The organism is Dyadobacter sp., assembly GCF_051859145.1.
Taxonomy (GTDB): Bacteria; Bacteroidota; Bacteroidia; order Cytophagales; family Spirosomataceae; genus Dyadobacter.
In genome coordinates this window covers 1-19,054 of the sequence record NZ_JBHYGF010000592.1, presented here as the reverse complement: position 1 = coordinate 19,054, position 19,054 = coordinate 1, and the positions used below count along the sequence as shown (strand labels likewise).

Genomic DNA, 19,054 nt, shown 5'->3' with positions numbered 1-19,054 from the left:
TTTTTAATTTTGAATGACTGAATGAGTGAATGAGTGAATGAGTGAATGTTGCTTTTGTCACCCTGAGCGCAGTCGAAGGGGAGTGGCACCACGCCCTTCCCTTCGACTGCGCTCAGGGTGACAAAGGGTCAAAAATACCCCCCCTTTTTCCTATCTTCCATTGCTGCTTCCGTTTGCTGGTCGTCGATGCGGGTTTCGCCTCTTTCGCTGATCCTTGAAATGGTAATTTCAGCGATAACTTCATCCAGGGTTGCGGCGCTTGATTCAACAGCTGCGGTGCAGGTCATATCGCCCACTGTGCGGAAACGTACCTGGCGCGTCACGATCTGGTCTTCCGGATCCGACTCAATTACAGGCGTATTATTGAGCAGTTTTCCATCTCTTAAAATCAGCTCTCTTTCGTGGGCAAAATAAATGGAAGGTAATGCGATACCTTCTCTTTTCAGGTAAGCCCATACATCCAGCTCGGTCCAGTTCGAAATCGGGAATACACGCACGTTTTCGCCTTTCTGTATTCTCCCGTTAAACAAGTTCCACAATTCAGGGCGCTGACGTTTTGGGTCCCACTGACCGAACTCGTCGCGGAACGAGAAGATACGCTCTTTTGCACGCGCTTTTTCTTCATCACGGCGGGCTCCGCCAATGCAGGCATCAAATTCAAATTCTTCAATCGTGTCGAGCAAAGTAAAGGTTTGCAGCCAGTTACGACTTGCGTTCTTACCAGTCTGCTCTTTCAGTCCTTTCGCTTTAATCGTATCTTCCACATATCTCACGATCAGCTTCGCACCAATCTTTTCAGCAAGCGCATCGCGGTATTCAATTGCTTCAATGAAGTTGTGGCCGGTATCCACGTGTACCAGCGGAAATGGGATTTTACCTGGTGCAAATGCTTTTTGGGCAAGATGGACGAGCGTAATAGAATCCTTTCCACCTGAAAAAAGCAGCGCAGGGCGTTCAAACTGTCCCGCTACCTCACGCATAATGTAAATGGCTTCTGCTTCAAGCTGGTCCAGGTAATCCGGCGCTTTTTTCTGCGAGGCTACCGAAGCTTCATTGATTGATACTGACATGGTATTTTGTTTTCTTGCAAGAATTGTTTTTGGCGGTCGGCTTTCGGCAATCGGCCGTCGGCTTGAAACCTATAATTGTGTTTTTGGAAAAGTCAAATTGCATTGCCGACAGCTGAAAGCCGAAAGCCGAAGTTATTTCGCATGCAACCCACACTCCTTCTTTGATTCATCTTCCCACCACCAGCGACCGGCGCGGAAATCTTCGCCTTCCTGGATTGCTCTTGTACATGGAGCGCAACCTATGCTCACAAATCCTTTGTCATGCAGCGGATTGTACGGGATACCGTTGGATTTGACGTAATGTTTAACTTCTTCAAAGTTCCAGTTCAGGATTGGATGGAACTTGACAAGCTGATGTGCTTCGTCCCATTCCAGCTGCGGCATATCGTGGCGGTTGCCCGACTGCTCTGCCCTTATGCCCGTAACCCAGATTTTGGCACCTTTCAGCGCGCGGTTCAAAGGCTCTACTTTACGGATAAAGCAGCATTCTTTCCTGTTCTCCACTGAATCGTAGAAGCTCAGCGGACCTTTGGTGCTCACCAATTCTTCTGCCGCGGCAGTCTGGGGATAGTATACTTTTATTTTCGTATCGTAGCGGGCATTGGTCTTTTGCAGCGTCATATAAGTCTCGCTGAAAAGTCTGCCGGTATCCAACGTGAAAATCGTGATATTCAGATTGTTCTTCAAGATCAGATCAGTAATAACCTGATCTTCATAACCCAGACTGGTAGAAAACACAACTTCGCCGGGAAACAAATCCGCCAATACAGCCAGCGACTCAATTTCGCTTTTCCCGGCGATAGCGGCGTTTAATGATGTTAATACTTCGTTCATGGTGATTATTAATTCAATTCGAAACGGGCGACATTGAGAAACCGGTTGTTTAAATGATCAAAATCGCTATCTGTTGTAATCAGCGTCGCCTCAAGTGTACTTGCAACTGCCGCAATCCATAAATCATTCTTCCCCATATTTCTGGCTGAACAATCCAGCCTGTTTCCCGGCAATCTTCCTTGACTGAATGCATCGATTTCTGCATAGCGATTGACGATGTCATCAGTCAGGTCAAAAAGTGGAATAAATTGTGTGAGCAACTTTTCCAGTTTGGTAATTTTAAGGTCTCCCCAGCCATTCTGAATAGCAAGGGACCGCAATTCACCTATTATTATCGCGGGAAGCACTACTTGCGTTTCCGATTCAAAAATGCCGAAAGTTTCTTCGATCCTGTACCAGGAGGGATGCTTTCTGAAATAGGTTAAAATGATGTTTGTATCTAGTACATATTTCATTTATTTAACTGCGAGAGAAGTAATTCAAGTGGCTCCTGAATATCCAGTTCGTCCCTCAGCCGATCCAACTTTTCCTTATTCAAACCTGTGTAACGCTGTCTCCTTATTTGCTCTTGCACTGCATCCTCGGCAGTGCGGTACTTGATCTTAGACCACGTTTCAGCTTGATCTTTCGGCAACTCACTCGTAATAAATTCCGTTTCCTCAATTCCGGCCAATTTCGCAGCCTGCTCCACAGACACGAGTTCTTTCTCATAGAGCTGCCTTGCTATGGAAAGTGAAACTTCCTGACTGCTTAATTCATCCGGTATCTTGATTGTTACAGTGTGCATTTGTATAGTAGTTTAAGTGATTACTACTCCAATATACCACTTTTCACCGACACCTCGACAGCCTGAGTAAAATCTTCAATCAGGTCTTCAATGTCTTCTAAACCAACTGAAATGCGGATCAAACCCGGGGTGATACCCAACGCTTTTTTCTCCTCCGGTTTCAATTTGGCGTGGGTTGTTGTATTTGGATTTGTTACAATCGTTCTGGTATCTCCCAGGTTTGACGAAAGTGAAGCAATTTCCAGTGCGTCCATAAATGCGGCAACCCTTTCGAAGCCACCTTCCAGCTCAATTGTAACAACTGCGCCGCCTGCTTTCATTTGTTGCTTCGCAAGCTCGTGCTGCGGGTGCGAAGCCAGGAACGGGTACTTCACCTGCTTCACCTCCGGGTGTTTTTCCAAAGCTGTCGCGAGCTGCAATGCATTGGATGCATGTTTTTCCATTCTCAGGTTCAGCGTTTCAAGACTTTTACTCAAAACCCACGCATTGAACGGTGACATCGACGGACCAGTCTGGCGGCAGAAAAACCGCAGTTCCTTGATGTACTCCTTTTTACCAACAACAATTCCTCCCAACACACGGCCTTGTCCATCCATGAACTTCGTTGCCGAATGCAACACAAGGTCAGCGCCGTAATCCGCGGGAGTTTGCAAAGCGGGTGATGCAAAGCAGTTATCTACATTGAAAATGATGTTGTGCTTCTTGCAAATGCGCCCGATCATCGCCAGATCTACCAGGTCCAAACCAGGATTGGAAGGTGTTTCCAGGTAAATCATGCGCGTGTTAGGCTGAACTGCCGCCTCCCATTCCGCTTCCGTCGCGTCAGCATCCAGGTAGGTGTGCGTAATGCCCCATTTGCTCAGGATCTGGGTAATTACCTGATGCGCCGAACCAAACAGTGCGCGACAAGCCAGAATATGGTCGCCCGTTTTCAACAAAGCCGCCATACTCGCAAATACTGCCGCCATTCCGGTTGCAGTCGCAACACCATCTTCACAATCTTCCAGCAGACAAACTTTGTCTACAAACTCCTGCACGCTCGGGTTTGAAAAACGGCTGTAAATATTCCCCTCTTCTGTTTCCTCAAAAAGCGCCTTGCCCTGCTCAGCACTTTCGAAAGTAAAACTGCTCGTCAGGAACAACGGAGTCGAATGCTCACGGTACTTCGTTTTGCCCGTCTGCGTGCGGATTGCTTTGGTTTGTTTTTTCATTGGAAAACTTCGGCTTTCGGCTGTCGGTTATCGGCATTAAATCCGCATTCCTTTCCTGTAAGCACTATTAATTGCGATTATTGAACCTGAAAAATGTTTAGCTGTCGGCTATCAGCACTCAGCCGTCTTTATTTAAATCACTGTGAAACTATATAAACTCAATCTAAAAAGACTGCTGTCCCCCAAAAGCCGACGGCCGAAAGCTGATAGCCGACAGCCCTCAAAGGCTACTCAAAACCATATATATAATCCTCAAACTCACAATAATAACTATCGTCCCTACCATGATCATCATCGTTTTGATCGGCAGCCTGCGTGAAAGGTTCGCTGCGATGGGGGCGGCTACCATTCCGCCTAGTATCAATCCCAGGACGACCTGCCAATGCGAAAAACCGATGATGCTGATGAAGGTGATCGAACTGGCAAGAGAAACGAAAAATTCAGCCAGGTTCACCGAGCCGATGGTATATTTCGGGTGACGTCCGCGGGCGATCAGCGTGGAAGTTACAATTGGTCCCCAGCCTCCGCCGCCTATCGAATCGAGCGTTCCGCCGGCCATTGCAAGCCAGCCTATTTTCCGAATCGGCTTTTTTTCGACACGCTTTTTTAACGCTTTCTGAATGATAAGAATTCCCAGTATCAGCGTGTAAACTGCCACGAGTGGCTTGATGATATAGATATATTGTTCGAGTGAAGAGAGCAGGTAAGCGCCCGTAATTGCGCCGAGTACGCCCGGAAACAGGATCTTCTTGAAAAGCTTGCTGTTTACATTGCCGAATTTCAGGTGCATATAGCCCGAAACCCCGCTGGTGAAAATCTCCGAGCTGTGTACACTCGCACTTACAGCCGAAGGCGGCACGCCCAAAGTCAGCAGAAATGTGGCCGCTGTTACGCCATATGCCATTCCCAATGCACCGTCGATCATCTGCGCGACAAAGCCGCCGAGCACATAGTAGAAGAAATTTTCATTTACTTCCAGCTCATTCCAGAGCACAGTGAGACGATCGTAGGTGAAGAATGTGAATAACAAATGTCCGAGCACCATCAATGCAATGGCGGAAAAGATATTGACTGCGACTTCGGTCCTGGTACGTTTACGAACTGTGGCCGCCCAAACTTTCTGCTGGATAGTTTCCCAGGTAAGTGGCGTTTTTGTTGCGGGATTTGCAGAATGGACCTCAGCCTCGGCGGAAGCCATAGGAGCGGTTGTATTAAATGGAAGATCTGATTCTGCGGGCAGATCCCGAAGGTAAACTACCTGACCTTTTTCCCGTGCAATCGCAGCCAGCCGGCGATCTTCATCGGGATTTCCGCTCGCGATATAAGCTACGTCGAGTGATTCCCAGTGGTTTGCTGCGTTGGTATCAGATGAGGGTGTAAAATCCGCCGCTTCCTTCAAAGTCTATAAACTATACTATTTTTGTAGAGTATCTATGACTGCAAAGGTAATTTCAAATTGTTAAATTTCAAAGGCGGGGAACTTGCAAAAAGGCAGAAGAGACAAGTCTCTGTGATTTGTCTCTTCTGCCTTTAAAAGGGTACGATGGTGCATTTTCCGATCAGTAACAGCGTACTTCGAATAGGGCCGCCGGGACATTTTCGTGACCACTTTTCAGTTTTAAGCTGACTGATTTTGTGGTAACTGGTCTCTCAAGTTGTACACTTCGCCTGGTCTGGTGATTGTCGGTAATGCGGCCAATCACATTTCCATTATCGTCGGTGATTTCTACATCAGGCACGCAAAATGGCATGATGTTTTCCGGATGAACGTAAATTACATTTTCCATGGGGTGGTCGGAATCAGTGTCAAAAACCAGCTCTATTCTGTTGATTTCGACGTCTTCGTTCCATTCGATCGTTACAGCAGGATTGCGGTCCTCCAATTCGGCTACCCAGGCATTAGGCGCAGCTATCGGTCGATGCAATCCGTTTTGGAGGTTTTCGGGTTTAAATGAGGCAATTGGTTCGCTCAGCTGAAATGCGAGGTTCCTGCCTTCCGGCCTGCGCTGCGGGCACCAGAATTCAAAGGTATCTACGCCGAGATCCTCCGTTGGTTCCTGTTTTCCGTAGTTTGAGACAGCCGGGTTTGTTGCGTTAAAAACGGTTAAAATGCCAGTTATCCGTTTGTCGCTGTATTGTATTTTGACTCTCTCATTCTTTAAAAAACAAACAAAAGCGTAGCATTCTTCGTCAAACGAAGTGTTCCAATCCAGCTGAATTTCCTGCCTTCCAGTAGCTAGGGTCAGGGATTTTGTTTCGAGGGTAATATCAGGAGTGTGATTGAATGCTTTGCTGCTTTTTCGCAATTCGATTTCCAGCGTGGTATTTTCCAACACATCTACCCAAACTCTAACAAACGGCATTTTACCACTACCAGGCAACATTTGCGCAACGGAGTGCACGATCGGAGCCCAGTGATCCGAGCCGGGCATTCCGGTGAGTTCAAGTTGTGAAGAAGCTGAAATGCTAGAAGCGTTTTGTACCAAGTCGGTAGGGTCAGTGATTTTAGTTTGAGGTAAATACTGCCCCGATCTCCAAAGTTCGAGCTGGTATTCTGCTAAATGCTGCTGGCCTATTTCACGCGGCGTACAATTGTACTTCTTCGCAAGTGCCGCCGCGATACCTACCGCCTGCCCGCCGACCGCGCTTGTCGCCATTACGCGGGTTGAAGCAAATGCCACGTGCGTCGCGCTGATAATGCGGCCAGCTATAAAAAGGTTACTGATATTCCTGCTGTAATAGCTGCGGTAGGGAATGCTGTAAACCCCTTTGCTATGCCACTGATTACAACCCGACTGGTCACTGTAAACACCGTCGGCCGGATGCAAATCCAGGCTCCATCCGCCGAATGCAGCTGTATCTTCAAATGTTTTTTGCTCAACAATATCCTGCTGTCTGAGCATATAATCACCTTCAAACCGCCTGCTTTCGCGCTTTCCGGGAATGGTACCAACCCATTCCAGCGTCATATTCTCCGACTCGGGGAACGCGCCTGAATTTTTAATGTAATTCCACGCACCGTAAACTACCTTCCAGAGCTCCCATTTGATCTTTTCCGTATCGTGTACCGTATCCATTCTCCCGCCGAATTCCAGCCACCAGAGCCGACAGCCGAAATCTTTGGGGTTGAACGTTTTATAACGCGGTATCTCTGTAATATCCTGCAAGGCATAGGAGGGAGGAATAAACTTCACCGGCCGGCCCACATCTTTGGAATAAAAATACATGGAATGCCCCAGCAGCTCACCGTAAGCTTTATCCGGCGCAAATTTTTCACCAAACTCCTCCATCGATTCTGCGCCCATCCTGAATGCAGCCCCGGCCAGAAAACCCAGAATTCCGTCGCCCGAAGTGTCACAAAAAAGTGGCGCTGAAACGTGGTACCTTGTGCTGTTCTGACTGCAAAATGCATGCACTGCTTCTATCTCGTCACACTCACTTTCACTGCCTGTTTTTTTATCCAGATCAAGAACCGCAGTGTTGAGCAGCAGCGTAATATTGGACTCCTGAATCACTTTTTCGAGCAAAACAGTATCGAAAATAAGCGGGTTACCATCGGGGTTCCGGTAGATATTTTCGAGCATAATCTCGTCGATCACGCCGCCTTCACGCGCCCAGCGGTTGTTGTTGCCCATGTGGGAGGTAGCGCCGAGTATCCACAGTCTTACTTCGCTGGAACAGTTTCCGCCGAGAATCGGCCGGTCCTGGATTAATGTTACTTTTACGCCAGCCCGCGCCGCGGTAATAGCCGCGCAGGTACCCGATAATCCTCCTCCTACAATCACCAGATCAGCCGCAGATTCAATGGTTTTCAGTGTTCTTTTCGCAGAAGCTTCTTCTTGTATCATTTTGTTAGATTTTGTACGTCACTGGTTCAAAGCGAGCCGCTTATTCCAATGCGAATTCAGCTTCCGTTGTGAGGAAACCCGTTGGTTTATAGATTGAGATAAGTGTTTTTCCTTCAAAGCCCTGAACCGGAACAAGTACTTCTTTGCTCTCGCCGGGGTTTAGTTCAGGGATACTGACTTTTGTGTCAGAAGCTTTAATGTAGTAGCCGGATATTCTGCGCGTAGGGAAATCTGCGCGGGCTGTAATTTTGATAGTCAATGTGTTAGCTCCCTGCTCGCCAGATTTATAACCCACTTTTTCAACCGTTACCGGCGACAATTCCTCCTGGTGCACCTTGTAAGCGCGGCGGGGAGAACGGTCCGGGCCCACGATCCCCCAGGGACGAAACCCGTTTGCATTGGTACCGAATAGCTTGCTGCGATAATCATTGTAAGTCCACCAGGAAGTGCCGGCTACGTACGGTCTTTTGCGCACTTCGGCCAATACGTCCCTGATATGCTGCGCCTGGTAAGCTTCGCCGCCTTTTCCATCGGAGCGCGTACCCCATTCGCTGATAAAAATTGGTTTGTCGGGATACAGTTTGTGAATATGATCCAGCGATTTGGCATGCCCACCGTAGGTGTTGGTCGAGACAAAATCCACATACTGACTGGCTTCATCTTCCGGCTTCGCCGGCAACGCATTCAGGCGCATGGACGCGAAAGTGTAAAGTCGCGTCGGGTCCACTTCCTTTGCGAATGCAATCATATCCTTTGTCCAGCGCTGACCGGCGGCTTCTTCGGACAGGTATTCATTACCAACACTGTACGCGATCACACTCGGGTGGTTCCAGTCGCGCTCGGCCATTTCCCTGAACTGCGATTTGAAGTTGGCGCGCATGGAATCGTTGTCCATTTGCTTGCCGGTAAGCTGCCAGTTACCCGCTTCGGTGATGATCAGCATACCGAATTTATCGGCGAGGTCATAATAGTATTCGGCAGGAGTATAATGCGTGAGCCGCTGGAACTCCATACCGGCCTCTTTCATCAGGCGAAAGTCTTTTTCCACCAGCCAGTCCGGCTCCATGGAACCGAGGCCGGGATAATCCAGTACCCGGTTGCCGCCGCCTACTTTTAACGGCTTCCCATTCAGCAGAATTTGCGCATTACGGACTTCAACTTTTCTTATGCCAAAATTTGAGGCGATTGAGTCAGTGCCAACTGTGGCTTTCAGTTCGTACAGGTTTGGCTGGTCGAGGTCCCACAATTTTACTTGCCCGGCGGGAATACTAGCTTCTGCTTCAATGAGGGCAGTTTGTCCGGCTGGAATGCTCGCCGGTTTTGTTTTCCATTTAAGCGTAACCGGTTTTTTGTTTTGATATACATTAAAATCAACCTTTGGTGTAGCTGCATTTGCAGATGCATTTTTGACGCGAATCCGGGCGGTAATGCTTGCTGTGTTTTTGGCAAGATCCGGTGTGGCTTCAATCTTGATATTTTCAGCATAAACATCCGGCTCAATGGTCAGGTAAACCGGGCGGATCAGCCCGCCATAATTCACCCAGCCCACAAAAGAATCGTCCATTTTGTTGTTATCTTTCACGCCGGGAATGGTATTCGTTTTCCACGTATTGTTGTTCACAGCTACTACCAGCTCATTCCCACCCTCTTTCAGCGCATTCGTTACATCAAAGCTGAATGGCGTGTAACCGCCTTCGTGCTCGCCTACTTTTTGTCCATTCAGCCAAACATAGGTTTTGTAATAAGCCGCGTCAAAATGCAGGATCACACGTTTGCCGGAAGCTGGTTTCCAGGGAAAGAATTTTCGGTACCAGGCTGTTCCGGTGTAAAATTCATAGCGGGAGTCAGTCGAAAAGCAATGCGGCACAGTTACAATATCCTGCCGGGAAGGTTTGGCCATCCCTTCTTTATACCATTGATTCGCGATACCCAGCTCGGCCGGATCGAGTACAAACAGCCAGTCTCCATTCAGCGATATCGCCCCGGGATCTTTGATATGGTACTGCGCAAAGCTGTTTTGATAAGTCCAGCAAGCGATGATCAGGAGCAGCGCTCTAAATTTATTGTTCATAAAATGCGTTAAGGGATTCAGATTGATTTTACTAATTGGTCATTCGTGCGGATGATTTTCTTGAACTGATAACAGCGCGTCCACGCTAACTTTCCGCGACGCTATAAAGGGAATCAGGGCGGAAAGCAAGACCACAGTTGCGATAATAGCTGTGATCATCGCTCCGGAAGTAGTCAGAAAGCTCAGGATAAATAGCATAACTGCTGTAAAAAGCAGCGCTCCCGCAATCACCTGTAAGCCAAACCGGTTTTGGCGCTTGATCTCAACAACTTCCTCTTCATTGATTTCCAATGCATCAATACGCTTTTGCTCTTTGGTATTGAGATAGGCCAGATACTCGTCGGCAATGCGGTGTTTAGACTTAGCCCAAAGTTCATAAGCCAACAAAAGCAGCAAAGGCAGCCCAACACCCACGATCGTTTCCATTCCCCGCGATAGCTTGAACCCGAGCAGCAGCGGAGACAGGATTTTGAAAAACAGATTGACAAGAAGACCGATGCCGGTTACCCAAAGCGTTGTTTTTGCATTCAGCCTTTTGGAAAACAAAGCCCAGAGCGGAGGTGCAAGCAGCGGTCCGCCCGAAATGGCAGAAATACTCAGAACCACTTCCACGATGCCGCCAGCCGCTGGTACCAGCAACGCGATACCGATCATTCCTAACCCAAAAAACCAGGAAGAGCCGCGCGCAACACGGATCAGCTGCTTGTCAGATGCCGCAGGATTGACCATTCCTTTGTAGATATCGTTGGTAAAAACAGCAGATACCACATTCAAGGCAGTATTGGCACTTGCTGAAGTTGAGAAATACATGCCGGTGAGCATCAGGCCCAATAAGCCAGGAGGCAGCACCAGCTTGCAAATCATCAGATAGGCGTTTTCGGTATCCAGCCCTGTCAGCGCCGGGTTGATCGCTTTGTAGATCATGGGCGGGAACATCCATATTACGGGACTGATCAGGTATAAGCCTGCAAAAAGAAGTGCGACTTTGCGGGCCGATTTCTCGCTGTCGACGCTGGTATAACGCTGCACCATCGTCCAGTTTCCGCCAATGTAGCAGATGTGGTAAATGATAAATGCGAGGACAAACCCGAAAGTGTATTCGCCATTTAACAGATTGAAAAAGTCATCAGGAACATTTTGCGTAAAGCCTTCCCAACCACCTACTTTGTCAAACGACAATGGAAGCAGAATGAACACCGCAGCAGATAGTACCACAAATTGCAGAATGTCCGTCACCATCACAGCCCAAAGTCCGCCGACGGCGGTATATGCAATCATAAAAAGGCCCAGCCCGATCGTACAAGGCACCAATGGAAGATCCAGAGAAGCACTTACGAGTTTGGCGACCGGATATAGAACCGAGCCTTTGATAAAAACAGAAACGAGGGTGAAAATGAAGATATAAGTCTTCTGAACGGGCAGCCCGAGCCTTTCCCGGATGAATTCAGCGGCTGTTAATGCACCTGTTCTTTTCCACCTTGGAGCCAGATAAAGTGCAGTTATCAGCGCGCCGATACACATCGTCCACTGAATGGTAATCGCTACCCAGCCGTGTTTGTAGGCAATAGAGCCCCAGGCCACGAACGTGCCGGCCGAGAAAAAGCTCATAAATAAGGACAACCCCCCGATAAACCAGGGAACTGCCTCGCCTCCGGCAAAAAAGGATTTCAGGTTACGCCCCGTCCGCGCAAAAAGCATCCCAATCCCAAGCACAAATGCAGAGAAGACCAGAATGACAATAGTATCAATGTTGCTGTTCATTTTGTTGTTTTAAATGCTTTTTCAATCTGGCTGCTACTACCGCCTTTGTCACCCTGAGCGCAGTCGAAGGGCAGGCACAATGCTATCGTGCGCAGTTGATAGTGTGCTTCGACCGGCTGGCAGTATGAAAGGCATCATGCACGTTGCTTCAACTGCGCTCAGCATGACAATTGTGGTTAGCTTCTTATAAATTTGGTGAGCAGTTAATAGCTTATCTCCAATGTCTTCAAGCCAAATGCCGGAAGACTCACCTTCTCAACTTTCGCCGCCTGCTTACTTTCAGCCCATTTCAAATCCTTAATTTTCTTCGTCTGATCAATTTTCAATGCGAAATCTGTTTCAGTCGCACTGTTGTTCATCAGAATTATATAAATGCTATTTCTGGAAGTCGATTGAGCTGTAATGCATTCAATAGCGGGCTTATCTGGTGTGGCTAATCCTTCTAAGATCACCAGCTTAGCCTTATCACCGTAAACTGTCCCCGGTTCGAAACCATAAGTTTGGTGCGGGCCTACTTTCGGTGTCACAAAGCCGCGCGGAAAGCTGATTTTTCCATTGGATCTCAATTCCGCTTCCGCCAACAGGTAATCGGTAATCCAGCCGACCTGCCACCAGGCGTGGTGCGGATAGGGGCCGGCGCCGCGGTTCATGGCATTCCAGTAGTAGGAAGCAACACTCGTCTTGCTGTCCACAAATGCATCGCGACCAATTGCGGCCGAGCGCGCCATATCTGCGAAAATCTGCTCGCCGGTTAGTTTGTACATTCGGATAAAAATCCCAGCGTGGCTCGCCAGCTGAATAGGACCATGGCGCGTAGCCGAGCCGAATATGCCGCCATGCTCGAAGCTGAGACCAGTCTGGCTGATTTCCCAGTCCTCCCGAGAGGTACCATTTACAGTTTTGATATTGCGGCTGGCAATCGGGTGGGTATAAATAGAGGTTGTGTAGATCTTGGCACAAGTAACAGCCGCGTCCTGGTATTTCTTGTTTTTAGTCAGATCGTAAAGATCTAATAAAGCCTGGGCCGACTGCCCTGTCGCGAAATCAGGCGCATAGCGTGCATCGCCGCAAACACCCAGGAAAGCGCCCGTTTCTACTGCAGTTTTGATAAACCAGTCAGCCCCTTTTTGCGCAGCTTTCAGGTACTTTTCATCTTTTAAAATCCGGTATGCGACGATCATTCCGTAAAAAGTCGGCCGCACATCTTTGATATCTTTGAAGAGTTCCTGCTCGTTTTTCCGGTCGTAAGCTACTGCCCAGCTTCCATTTGCATTCTGCCAGCTCAGCAACTTGTCTGCGCCCAGTCGCAACCTTTCATTCAATTCTTCATTGCCCGGCTCAAACAGGAGCATATTGCCCACATCGAGCATTACATAGTAAGTCAGCGCGATAGGTTCTACCACTTCTCCCCATTCTTCCACAAACTTTTTGCTTTTGGCGAGATAGTATTGTCCCTCGATTGCGCCATTGAAAAAACCTTTATCTGTTTCCTGCTGTACCAGCTTGAAATTGAGCGCGGGCGGTAGTACCTTTTCTTTAAGCTCCGGATCGTTGGTTGCATTTGCCAGCATCCACATGGCGCCGTAATCCGCATTTTTCATCGCATCCTTATTGGAGCCAACCACGCCGCCGAGGTACGATTGCGCGCCGATCTGTTTTCCTTCATACTCCTCAATGTTCCAAAGCGAAGTTTTAGGATCGGTCAGGTAATGGTGCATTTGCTGAATACGGTCGGTCAGAGACTGCTTGTTTTTGCGGAGGGCCAGCGTTTTGTCAAATTGATAAATGTCATTTGCTGCGTGCTTGATCGCCTGGAACCAGTCACCCGCGATGATGCTGTACCTGAACGAAAAGGTAAATTCCTCCCCTGCATTCAGTTCCGATTTTTCCTCTCCCAAAACAGGGTAGTAAATGGTAGGCGCAAGCTGACCTTTCCGGTTCATGTGCGACAAGCCGATGTGCCAGTCTGTTTGCGTGATTTTGTCTTTTTTCCAGGGATCTCTCGCCAGTCCCGGCTCTGGGATCACAGATACAGTTACACCATTTTTTGTACTTACCAGGGGGCTCAATGTACTGGCACAACGCTCGCGGTAAATAACCGGCCGGTCGGGCACGCCGTGACCGTAAGCATAAGCGAGCGCGAAGTTCTTTTGCAATGCATTTCCCTGAAAATACCCCGGCACAGAAGTCCAGGCGAGCTGCTCCTGAGTCACGGTACCCAGCGTAGGGGTAGCCATCGAAAAATAGCCTTTTGCTTTCGCCTTCACCGTCATTTTCACCAGGATATCCGTCGGATTTTGCGGGTCAAAACGCCAGTCGCCCGTTACGGTAGCTACTGCGGTTTCTTTTGAAAACTCAATCGCATCCGGTTTGATAAGCATAGAGGCTGGTAGGAAATGAATCGCCTGACCGGCTTTATTGAGGGAAACATCATTGATGCTTTCCTTCCATTGTTCCTGCTGATAGTGGTAAGACTCCTCAGGGAATTTTCCACCGGTTATTGTATTAAAACTTTCAGTAGGTTCTCCGGAGGGTTTGGTTGCAGAATACAACAAAGTATACTCGCCGGAAGGCCTGGGCCCGTCTATCCATTTTCCATCTTTTTTGACCTGTAAAACACCAATCGGGAATGTACCCTTATTGTCTCCCTGCCACACAACTCTGACGTGGTCATTGCTCAGGCTATTCGGGTAATTTTTCTGTCCAAATGCAACTCCTGAGATCAGTAGCGAGATGAATATCGTTGTGGTAAATTTCATGGGTTAGGTATTTCTTTGATCAATTTCTTTATTCCTTTGGTTGCGTAGCTGCTTACTTTTCCTCTTTCGTCCGTATAGATCAGGTAGGCTTCCAGGTCATTTTTTTTTGATAAGAACTGCTTTGTCGCTTCAAGTCCCATTACGAAAAATGCTGTGTCGTAACCATCTGCCATAATAGCATCTTTGGCGAAAACGGTCACGCTCAGCAGCGACGTTTCTTCCATTGAACCCGTCTTTGGATTGATGATATGGTTAAAAACGCGGCCATTTCTTGTGAAATGATTGTTGTAGTTACCCGCAGTCGTCATCGCCAGGTTTGTCAGTTTCACAGTCGCAAACAGTTGCTCGCGTTTCAATGGATTTTCAATGCCGGCAGTCCACGGAAGATTACCATTCTTATTTCCTGAACACACTACTTCGCCACCAATCTCCACCATAAACCGGTCAATATTGCGGCTCCTTAGAAATGCGCTGATGAGATCGACCGAGTAACCCTGCGCAATTCCATTCATATCCAGCTTCACACCAGCTTTCATCTTGATTAGAGAGTCTGCATTGAAGCTGATTTTGTCAAAACCAACATACTGAAGGAGTGAATCCACATTCGCCAGCTCGGGATTAGTCCGCTTTGCGCCAAATCCCAGTGCTTCTGTCAGCGGCATAATAGTAGGATCAAAAGCGCCATTCGTGGCTTCGTATATCTCTTTTGATTTATTTAAAACCGGATAAAAATAAGGCGACCTGAAATGGTGCGATCTGTTGCTATTATTCAATGCGACGATCTCTGAATCTTTGCGGTACAAGGAAAGGCACTTATCAAAATCCGCAAGAATGGAGTCGACTTCTGCTTTAAAATTTCGGTTCTGCTGATCAAAATATTTGATATGGTAAGTAGTACCCTGCGCCTGACCTGAAATGGAAATCATAGGCTCGTCCCCGGCAGCTTTTGCATTGGCCGTGGGAACGAGCATTTGAAATACCATTAAAATGAGCGCAAACGTACTTCTCAAAATCATCGGGTCAGTATGTTACTCAAGGCTGCGGGGCGAGGGTTTCTCCTTTCAGGATTCCCATTAATTCCGGTAAATGTTGTTCGTACACGCCGCGCGGAGTAGTTCTGTACTTCTTGGTCAGAGATGCCGCAAAGCCGACCACTTCGCCCATCATACCGCAGGTACGCATTACCCGCGTGCTGCCAAATGCAACGTGCGTGGTGCTGATATTCCGTCCGGCCATGAATAGGTTCTGGATGTTTTTGGAATACAAACAGCGATAGGGAATCGTGTAGGGCGCAACTTTGATGTGTTTTGTGCCTGCAAAAAACTCCTGGCCTTCGAAGTATTTGCTGTTCTTTTCGTCGGGGAAATGCAGGTCGATAGTCCAGGTAGCAGTAACGGAGCCGTCGGGGTAAAATTTGCCTTCCTGAATATCCATTTGATTGAGGATATGATCGCCGATAATGCGCCTTGATTCCCTTTTTCCACCAATATAGGCGACCCACGCCAGCTCGTGCTTGGCATATTTTGCGGCTTTGTTCTTTTTCAGATAAGACCAGTTTCCATAGATCGCACGCAGGTTGTGATCGCGGATTTTCTCGGCATCGGTAATGGTATTGAAGTTTCCAAATCCTGTTTCCCATTGCCAGTCAGCCTTGGGTTCGTCGATATGGTATTCGTCTGAAAACTGGATCGCCCAGGGTGTTTCGGGAAATGAAGAAACGGTATCGCGCGGGAGCGAGGCCCACAGGTTGGAGGTACCCAATGTGAAATCATCGGCTTTTTCGGCCGCCAGCGACTCGCCAGTTTCTGCCTTGCTCTCCCGTCCCATTCTGAACTCCGCACCAGCGAGGAAGCCGATTGTTCCGTCGCCGGTACAGTCAGAGAAAAATGAGCCTGCAAAACGTGTTTCCTTGTTGGTAGCAATATCCCGGCCTACCACTGCGGTGATGATATCGTTTTCTCTTTCAACTTTATAAACATGTGTGTTAAGGAACAGGGAAATATTAGGCTCCGCTTTTACGATGGAGATCTTGCGTGCGTCGCCATATTCTTTTGCGTCAGGATTACCGTTTCCGGGATCGCCATTGTCCATTTCACGTACAATGCGGCCGAGCTTGGGATAGTGGTTTTTGTCCACATCACCCATTAAATGCACGCGGATTTCCGAACTGTTATTTCCTCCCAAAACGGGCCTATCCTGGATCAATGCTACTTTCAGTCCCATTCTCGCGCCTGAAATGGCAGCACAGGTCCCGGCAATCCCGCCGCCGACTACCACCAGGTCAAACTGTCCGGCTTCGACAGGTTTGTCGGTCAGGTTCAGGAGTTTTTTCCGGAATGCAGTCAGTTCTTCGAGTTTATTGGGTGGGGTAAATTTCAGATCATCCGTAAACAAAATTGCGTCGCAGCGGCCGTTAAAACCTGTCAGGTCTTTCATCACGAGCTTCGTCTCAGCAGATTTAATATCCATCTGTCCGCCATCGTACCATTTCCATTCGTCCGACCCGCTTTCACCAAACACCTGGCCGGCCGCTTTTCCGTCAACTACGAGCTGGAACTTGCCCGGACCTTTCGGGAACGGTGCCCAATCTTTGGTCCGCACCCACATCCTGTATTTGCCCGTTTTTGGAAACTGAACTGTAGTAGTCGCATCTTTTACAGGCTTTCCCATTCCATGCGCCATCAGGTAAGACGAGCCCATAACCACAAATGACTGCTGATCAATTACCCAGCCACCTTTATCGGTAAAAGATTCTGTTTCAACAAAAACATGATTTTGAGCGGAGACAGAAAACGACAGAAAAAATATGAATGATGTTATCATGTTTCTCATCATGTTGCCCAATGTCTTCTCTATTGTATCTCTTATAGTCTTTTCCATTATCATTTTTGTTGTCATTGTCGGATCAATTCTGTTGTCTTTCCGTCTTTCTGTTGTCTTTGTTTTGTCTTATCCGTTGGCTGAAGCCAACGGGAATGGATTTGGATTTTAGAGAATCAATTTTTAATCCCTTGCCCCGGGCTTCAGCCCGGGGATTTTGTTAGTATTTGGTTGATTAGCGCGGCTTGTTCCTGGTTTGCATTGGGTAATGCGGCTTTGAGGTTGTTGGTAAGCGAACTGGTGAGCGGAATGTTTGCCAGCTTTTTCAAAATTGTAATCTGTAATGGATAGGCCGCTTTCTGGTAACTCTCCCACAGCCAGACCTGCCTTACTTCGCTTTCGAAAAATCCATTATTTACATGCTGCAAAGCGTATTTGGCTGTAAAAATGTTTTTGCCGGCGATGATCTTTTGCAAGTCCTGTTCAAAAGATTTCGATACACTTCCATCCTTACTTACTACTTTCTCCATTGCCCAATATTGGTAATGGTAATTGTTGCTGGTCAGGAAGCTGTGCAGCAGCTTGTCGTCAGTATAGCTTTCGATGATCTTCTGCATTTCGGGAACTGCTTTTCCGTATGCGATCTGCCAGAGCGTGTAGCAGGTATAAACCGCCCCGTCGATCACCTGATTTTTGATAGTTTTCAACGTTGCCCCGGCTTTTACATCCACTGAGTCGGTGAGGTTTTCGGTACCTTTTGTAATGAGGTCTTCCATTTTCAACTCGGCAAAAATGGAGTTGGGCTGCGCGAGAATATCCTGCAATTTTTGATAATCCTCTTCCTTAAACTCGTTGTGATCAACCTTGGTTAGTACCTTGTTTTCGGGCAGATCATATCGCACATAGTTACCCAGCAGGTCCCAGTAGAAGTTGATATACACCGGTTTGCATTCATTGGTATAGCAAACCGGTGTGAAAATGTTCCTGAAGAAATACTGCGGCCGGCCTTTATCGTCAAGCGCAAGTTTCAATGTATAAGTCAGCGTATCGTTCTCCACAATTCGGAATTCCTTGACCTTTTCCTTTGCCGGAATGGAGAGAGCATTGCCCAGGAAAAGTGAAATCAAAAAAGCGACATTCAGCATATCACAGTCACATTGTTAGGCAAAAAGAATTCCTGTTTCCGGCTCCAGCGGAGCCTCCCATTTATAGAAAAGTATCCAAGTTTTTACATCGTTTTCGGCCCCAGCGGGTCCTCCTGTTTATAGCGCTGGTGCGCGTTTTCGGAAAAGTCCACGTCCGAAAGGAAGCTCCTCCGGAGCTCGGTATCTTGCGTATAAATTGTCATCTATAAACAGGAGGCCGCTCTGCGGCCGGCATCTGCGAACAATTATATAGCGCTTCGCCGACCCTTATTCCCCGTTTCACTGCGGCTCATTCATCCAGGTTCACATCGTTTCAGCAATAGCGGCCCCGGCGGGGCCTCCATCGTTTCTGGCCCTAGCGGGGCCTCCTGTTTATAGCCAAGTACCCGGTTTCACATCGTTTCCGGCCCCAGCGGGGCCTCCTGTTTATAGCGGGCGTTTTCGGAGGATTTTTCGTCTGACAGGAAGCTCCTCCGGAGCTCGGTATCGTGCGTACAAATTGCCTTCTATAAACAGGAGGCCGCTCTGCGGCCAGCGTTTGCCAACAATTATTTAGCGCTTCGCCGACCCTTATTCCCCGTTCCACAGCGGCTCATTCATTCAGATTCACATCGTTTCAGCAATTTCGGCCCCAGCGGGGCCTCCTCTTTATAGCGCTGGTGCGGGTTTTCGGAAAAGTCCACGTCTGACAGGAAGCTCCTCCGGAGCTCGGCATCTTGCGTACAACTTGTCATCTATAAACAGGAGG

General features: G+C 48.1%; 13 protein-coding genes. All 13 read right to left on the bottom strand.

Annotated elements, in window-relative coordinates:
- Positions 1–128: 128 nt before the first annotated feature.
- A complete protein-coding gene (gene cysD / locus ACTIE6_RS25905; RefSeq protein ID WP_439559382.1) occupies positions 129–1,070 on the bottom strand; it encodes a sulfate adenylyltransferase subunit CysD in 942 nt (313 codons plus the stop codon).
- 132 nt (positions 1,071–1,202) lie between these two features.
- A complete protein-coding gene (locus ACTIE6_RS25900; RefSeq protein ID WP_439559381.1) occupies positions 1,203–1,904 on the bottom strand; it encodes a phosphoadenylyl-sulfate reductase in 702 nt (233 codons plus the stop codon).
- An 8-nt stretch (positions 1,905–1,912) separates the two neighbouring features.
- A complete protein-coding gene (locus ACTIE6_RS25895) occupies positions 1,913–2,359 on the bottom strand; it encodes a type II toxin-antitoxin system VapC family toxin (protein ID WP_439559380.1) in 447 nt (148 codons plus the stop codon).
- Complete coding sequence (locus tag ACTIE6_RS25890) at positions 2,356–2,691, bottom strand: UPF0175 family protein (protein ID WP_439559379.1); 336 nt, start codon at positions 2,689–2,691, stop codon at positions 2,356–2,358. Before ACTIE6_RS25890 ends, ACTIE6_RS25895 begins: the two co-directional genes overlap by 4 nt.
- A gap of 23 nt (positions 2,692–2,714) precedes the next feature.
- Positions 2,715–3,902 carry a trans-sulfuration enzyme family protein gene (locus ACTIE6_RS25885; protein WP_439559378.1) on the bottom strand — a complete coding sequence of 396 codons (1,188 nt, stop codon included), beginning with the start codon at positions 3,900–3,902 and terminating at the stop codon, positions 2,715–2,717.
- Positions 3,903–4,122: 220 nt separating this feature from the next.
- Entirely contained in the window at positions 4,123–5,301 is a 1,179-nt protein-coding gene (locus ACTIE6_RS25880) for a sulfite exporter TauE/SafE family protein (RefSeq protein ID WP_439559377.1), read from the bottom strand.
- 160 nt (positions 5,302–5,461) lie between these two features.
- Positions 5,462–7,750, bottom strand: a complete 2,289-nt coding sequence (locus ACTIE6_RS25875) for an FAD-dependent oxidoreductase (RefSeq protein ID WP_439559376.1) — start codon at positions 7,748–7,750, stop codon at positions 5,462–5,464.
- A 40-nt stretch (positions 7,751–7,790) separates the two neighbouring features.
- Positions 7,791–9,821, bottom strand: coding sequence for a glycoside hydrolase family 2 protein (locus tag ACTIE6_RS25870; RefSeq protein WP_439559375.1), 2,031 nt, complete (start codon positions 9,819–9,821; stop codon positions 7,791–7,793).
- Positions 9,822–9,860: 39 nt separating this feature from the next.
- Complete coding sequence (locus ACTIE6_RS25865) at positions 9,861–11,582, bottom strand: sodium:solute symporter family protein (protein WP_439559374.1); 1,722 nt, start codon at positions 11,580–11,582, stop codon at positions 9,861–9,863.
- A 203-nt stretch (positions 11,583–11,785) separates the two neighbouring features.
- Positions 11,786–14,341, bottom strand: coding sequence for a glycerophosphoryl diester phosphodiesterase (locus tag ACTIE6_RS25860; protein ID WP_439559373.1), 2,556 nt, complete (start codon positions 14,339–14,341; stop codon positions 11,786–11,788).
- A complete protein-coding gene (locus ACTIE6_RS25855) occupies positions 14,338–15,312 on the bottom strand; it encodes an FAD:protein FMN transferase (RefSeq protein WP_439559372.1) in 975 nt (324 codons plus the stop codon). Before ACTIE6_RS25855 ends, ACTIE6_RS25860 begins: the two co-directional genes overlap by 4 nt.
- 61 nt (positions 15,313–15,373) lie before the next feature.
- Complete coding sequence (locus ACTIE6_RS25850; RefSeq protein WP_439559383.1) at positions 15,374–17,176, bottom strand: FAD-dependent oxidoreductase; 1,803 nt, start codon at positions 17,174–17,176, stop codon at positions 15,374–15,376.
- Between the two features lie 188 nt (positions 17,177–17,364).
- Positions 17,365–18,306: a hypothetical protein gene (locus tag ACTIE6_RS25845; RefSeq protein WP_439559371.1), complete on the bottom strand. Its 942-nt coding sequence runs from the start codon at positions 18,304–18,306 to the stop codon at positions 17,365–17,367.
- Positions 18,307–19,054: the final 748 nt, after the last annotated feature.

Excerpts from the sequence above, each read along its gene's own strand:
- ACTIE6_RS25885 (WP_439559378.1), bottom strand. The coding sequence starts at position 3,902 with ATGAAAAAACAAACCAAAGCAATCCGCACGCAGACGGGCAAAACGAAG.
- ACTIE6_RS25890 (WP_439559379.1), bottom strand. The coding sequence starts at position 2,691 with ATGCACACTGTAACAATCAAGATACCGGATGAATTAAGCAGTCAGGAA.
- ACTIE6_RS25895 (WP_439559380.1), bottom strand. The coding sequence starts at position 2,359 with ATGAAATATGTACTAGATACAAACATCATTTTAACCTATTTCAGAAAG.
- ACTIE6_RS25850 (WP_439559383.1), bottom strand. The coding sequence starts at position 17,176 with ATGATGAGAAACATGATAACATCATTCATATTTTTTCTGTCGTTTTCT.
- ACTIE6_RS25845 (WP_439559371.1), bottom strand. The coding sequence starts at position 18,306 with ATGCTGAATGTCGCTTTTTTGATTTCACTTTTCCTGGGCAATGCTCTC.
- ACTIE6_RS25860 (WP_439559373.1), bottom strand. The coding sequence starts at position 14,341 with ATGAAATTTACCACAACGATATTCATCTCGCTACTGATCTCAGGAGTT.
- cysD (WP_439559382.1), bottom strand. The coding sequence starts at position 1,070 with ATGTCAGTATCAATCAATGAAGCTTCGGTAGCCTCGCAGAAAAAAGCG.
- ACTIE6_RS25900 (WP_439559381.1), bottom strand. The coding sequence starts at position 1,904 with ATGAACGAAGTATTAACATCATTAAACGCCGCTATCGCCGGGAAAAGC.
- ACTIE6_RS25870 (WP_439559375.1), bottom strand. The coding sequence starts at position 9,821 with ATGAACAATAAATTTAGAGCGCTGCTCCTGATCATCGCTTGCTGGACT.
- ACTIE6_RS25865 (WP_439559374.1), bottom strand. The coding sequence starts at position 11,582 with ATGAACAGCAACATTGATACTATTGTCATTCTGGTCTTCTCTGCATTT.
- ACTIE6_RS25855 (WP_439559372.1), bottom strand. The coding sequence starts at position 15,312 with ATGCTCGTTCCCACGGCCAATGCAAAAGCTGCCGGGGACGAGCCTATG.
- ACTIE6_RS25875 (WP_439559376.1), bottom strand. The coding sequence starts at position 7,750 with ATGATACAAGAAGAAGCTTCTGCGAAAAGAACACTGAAAACCATTGAA.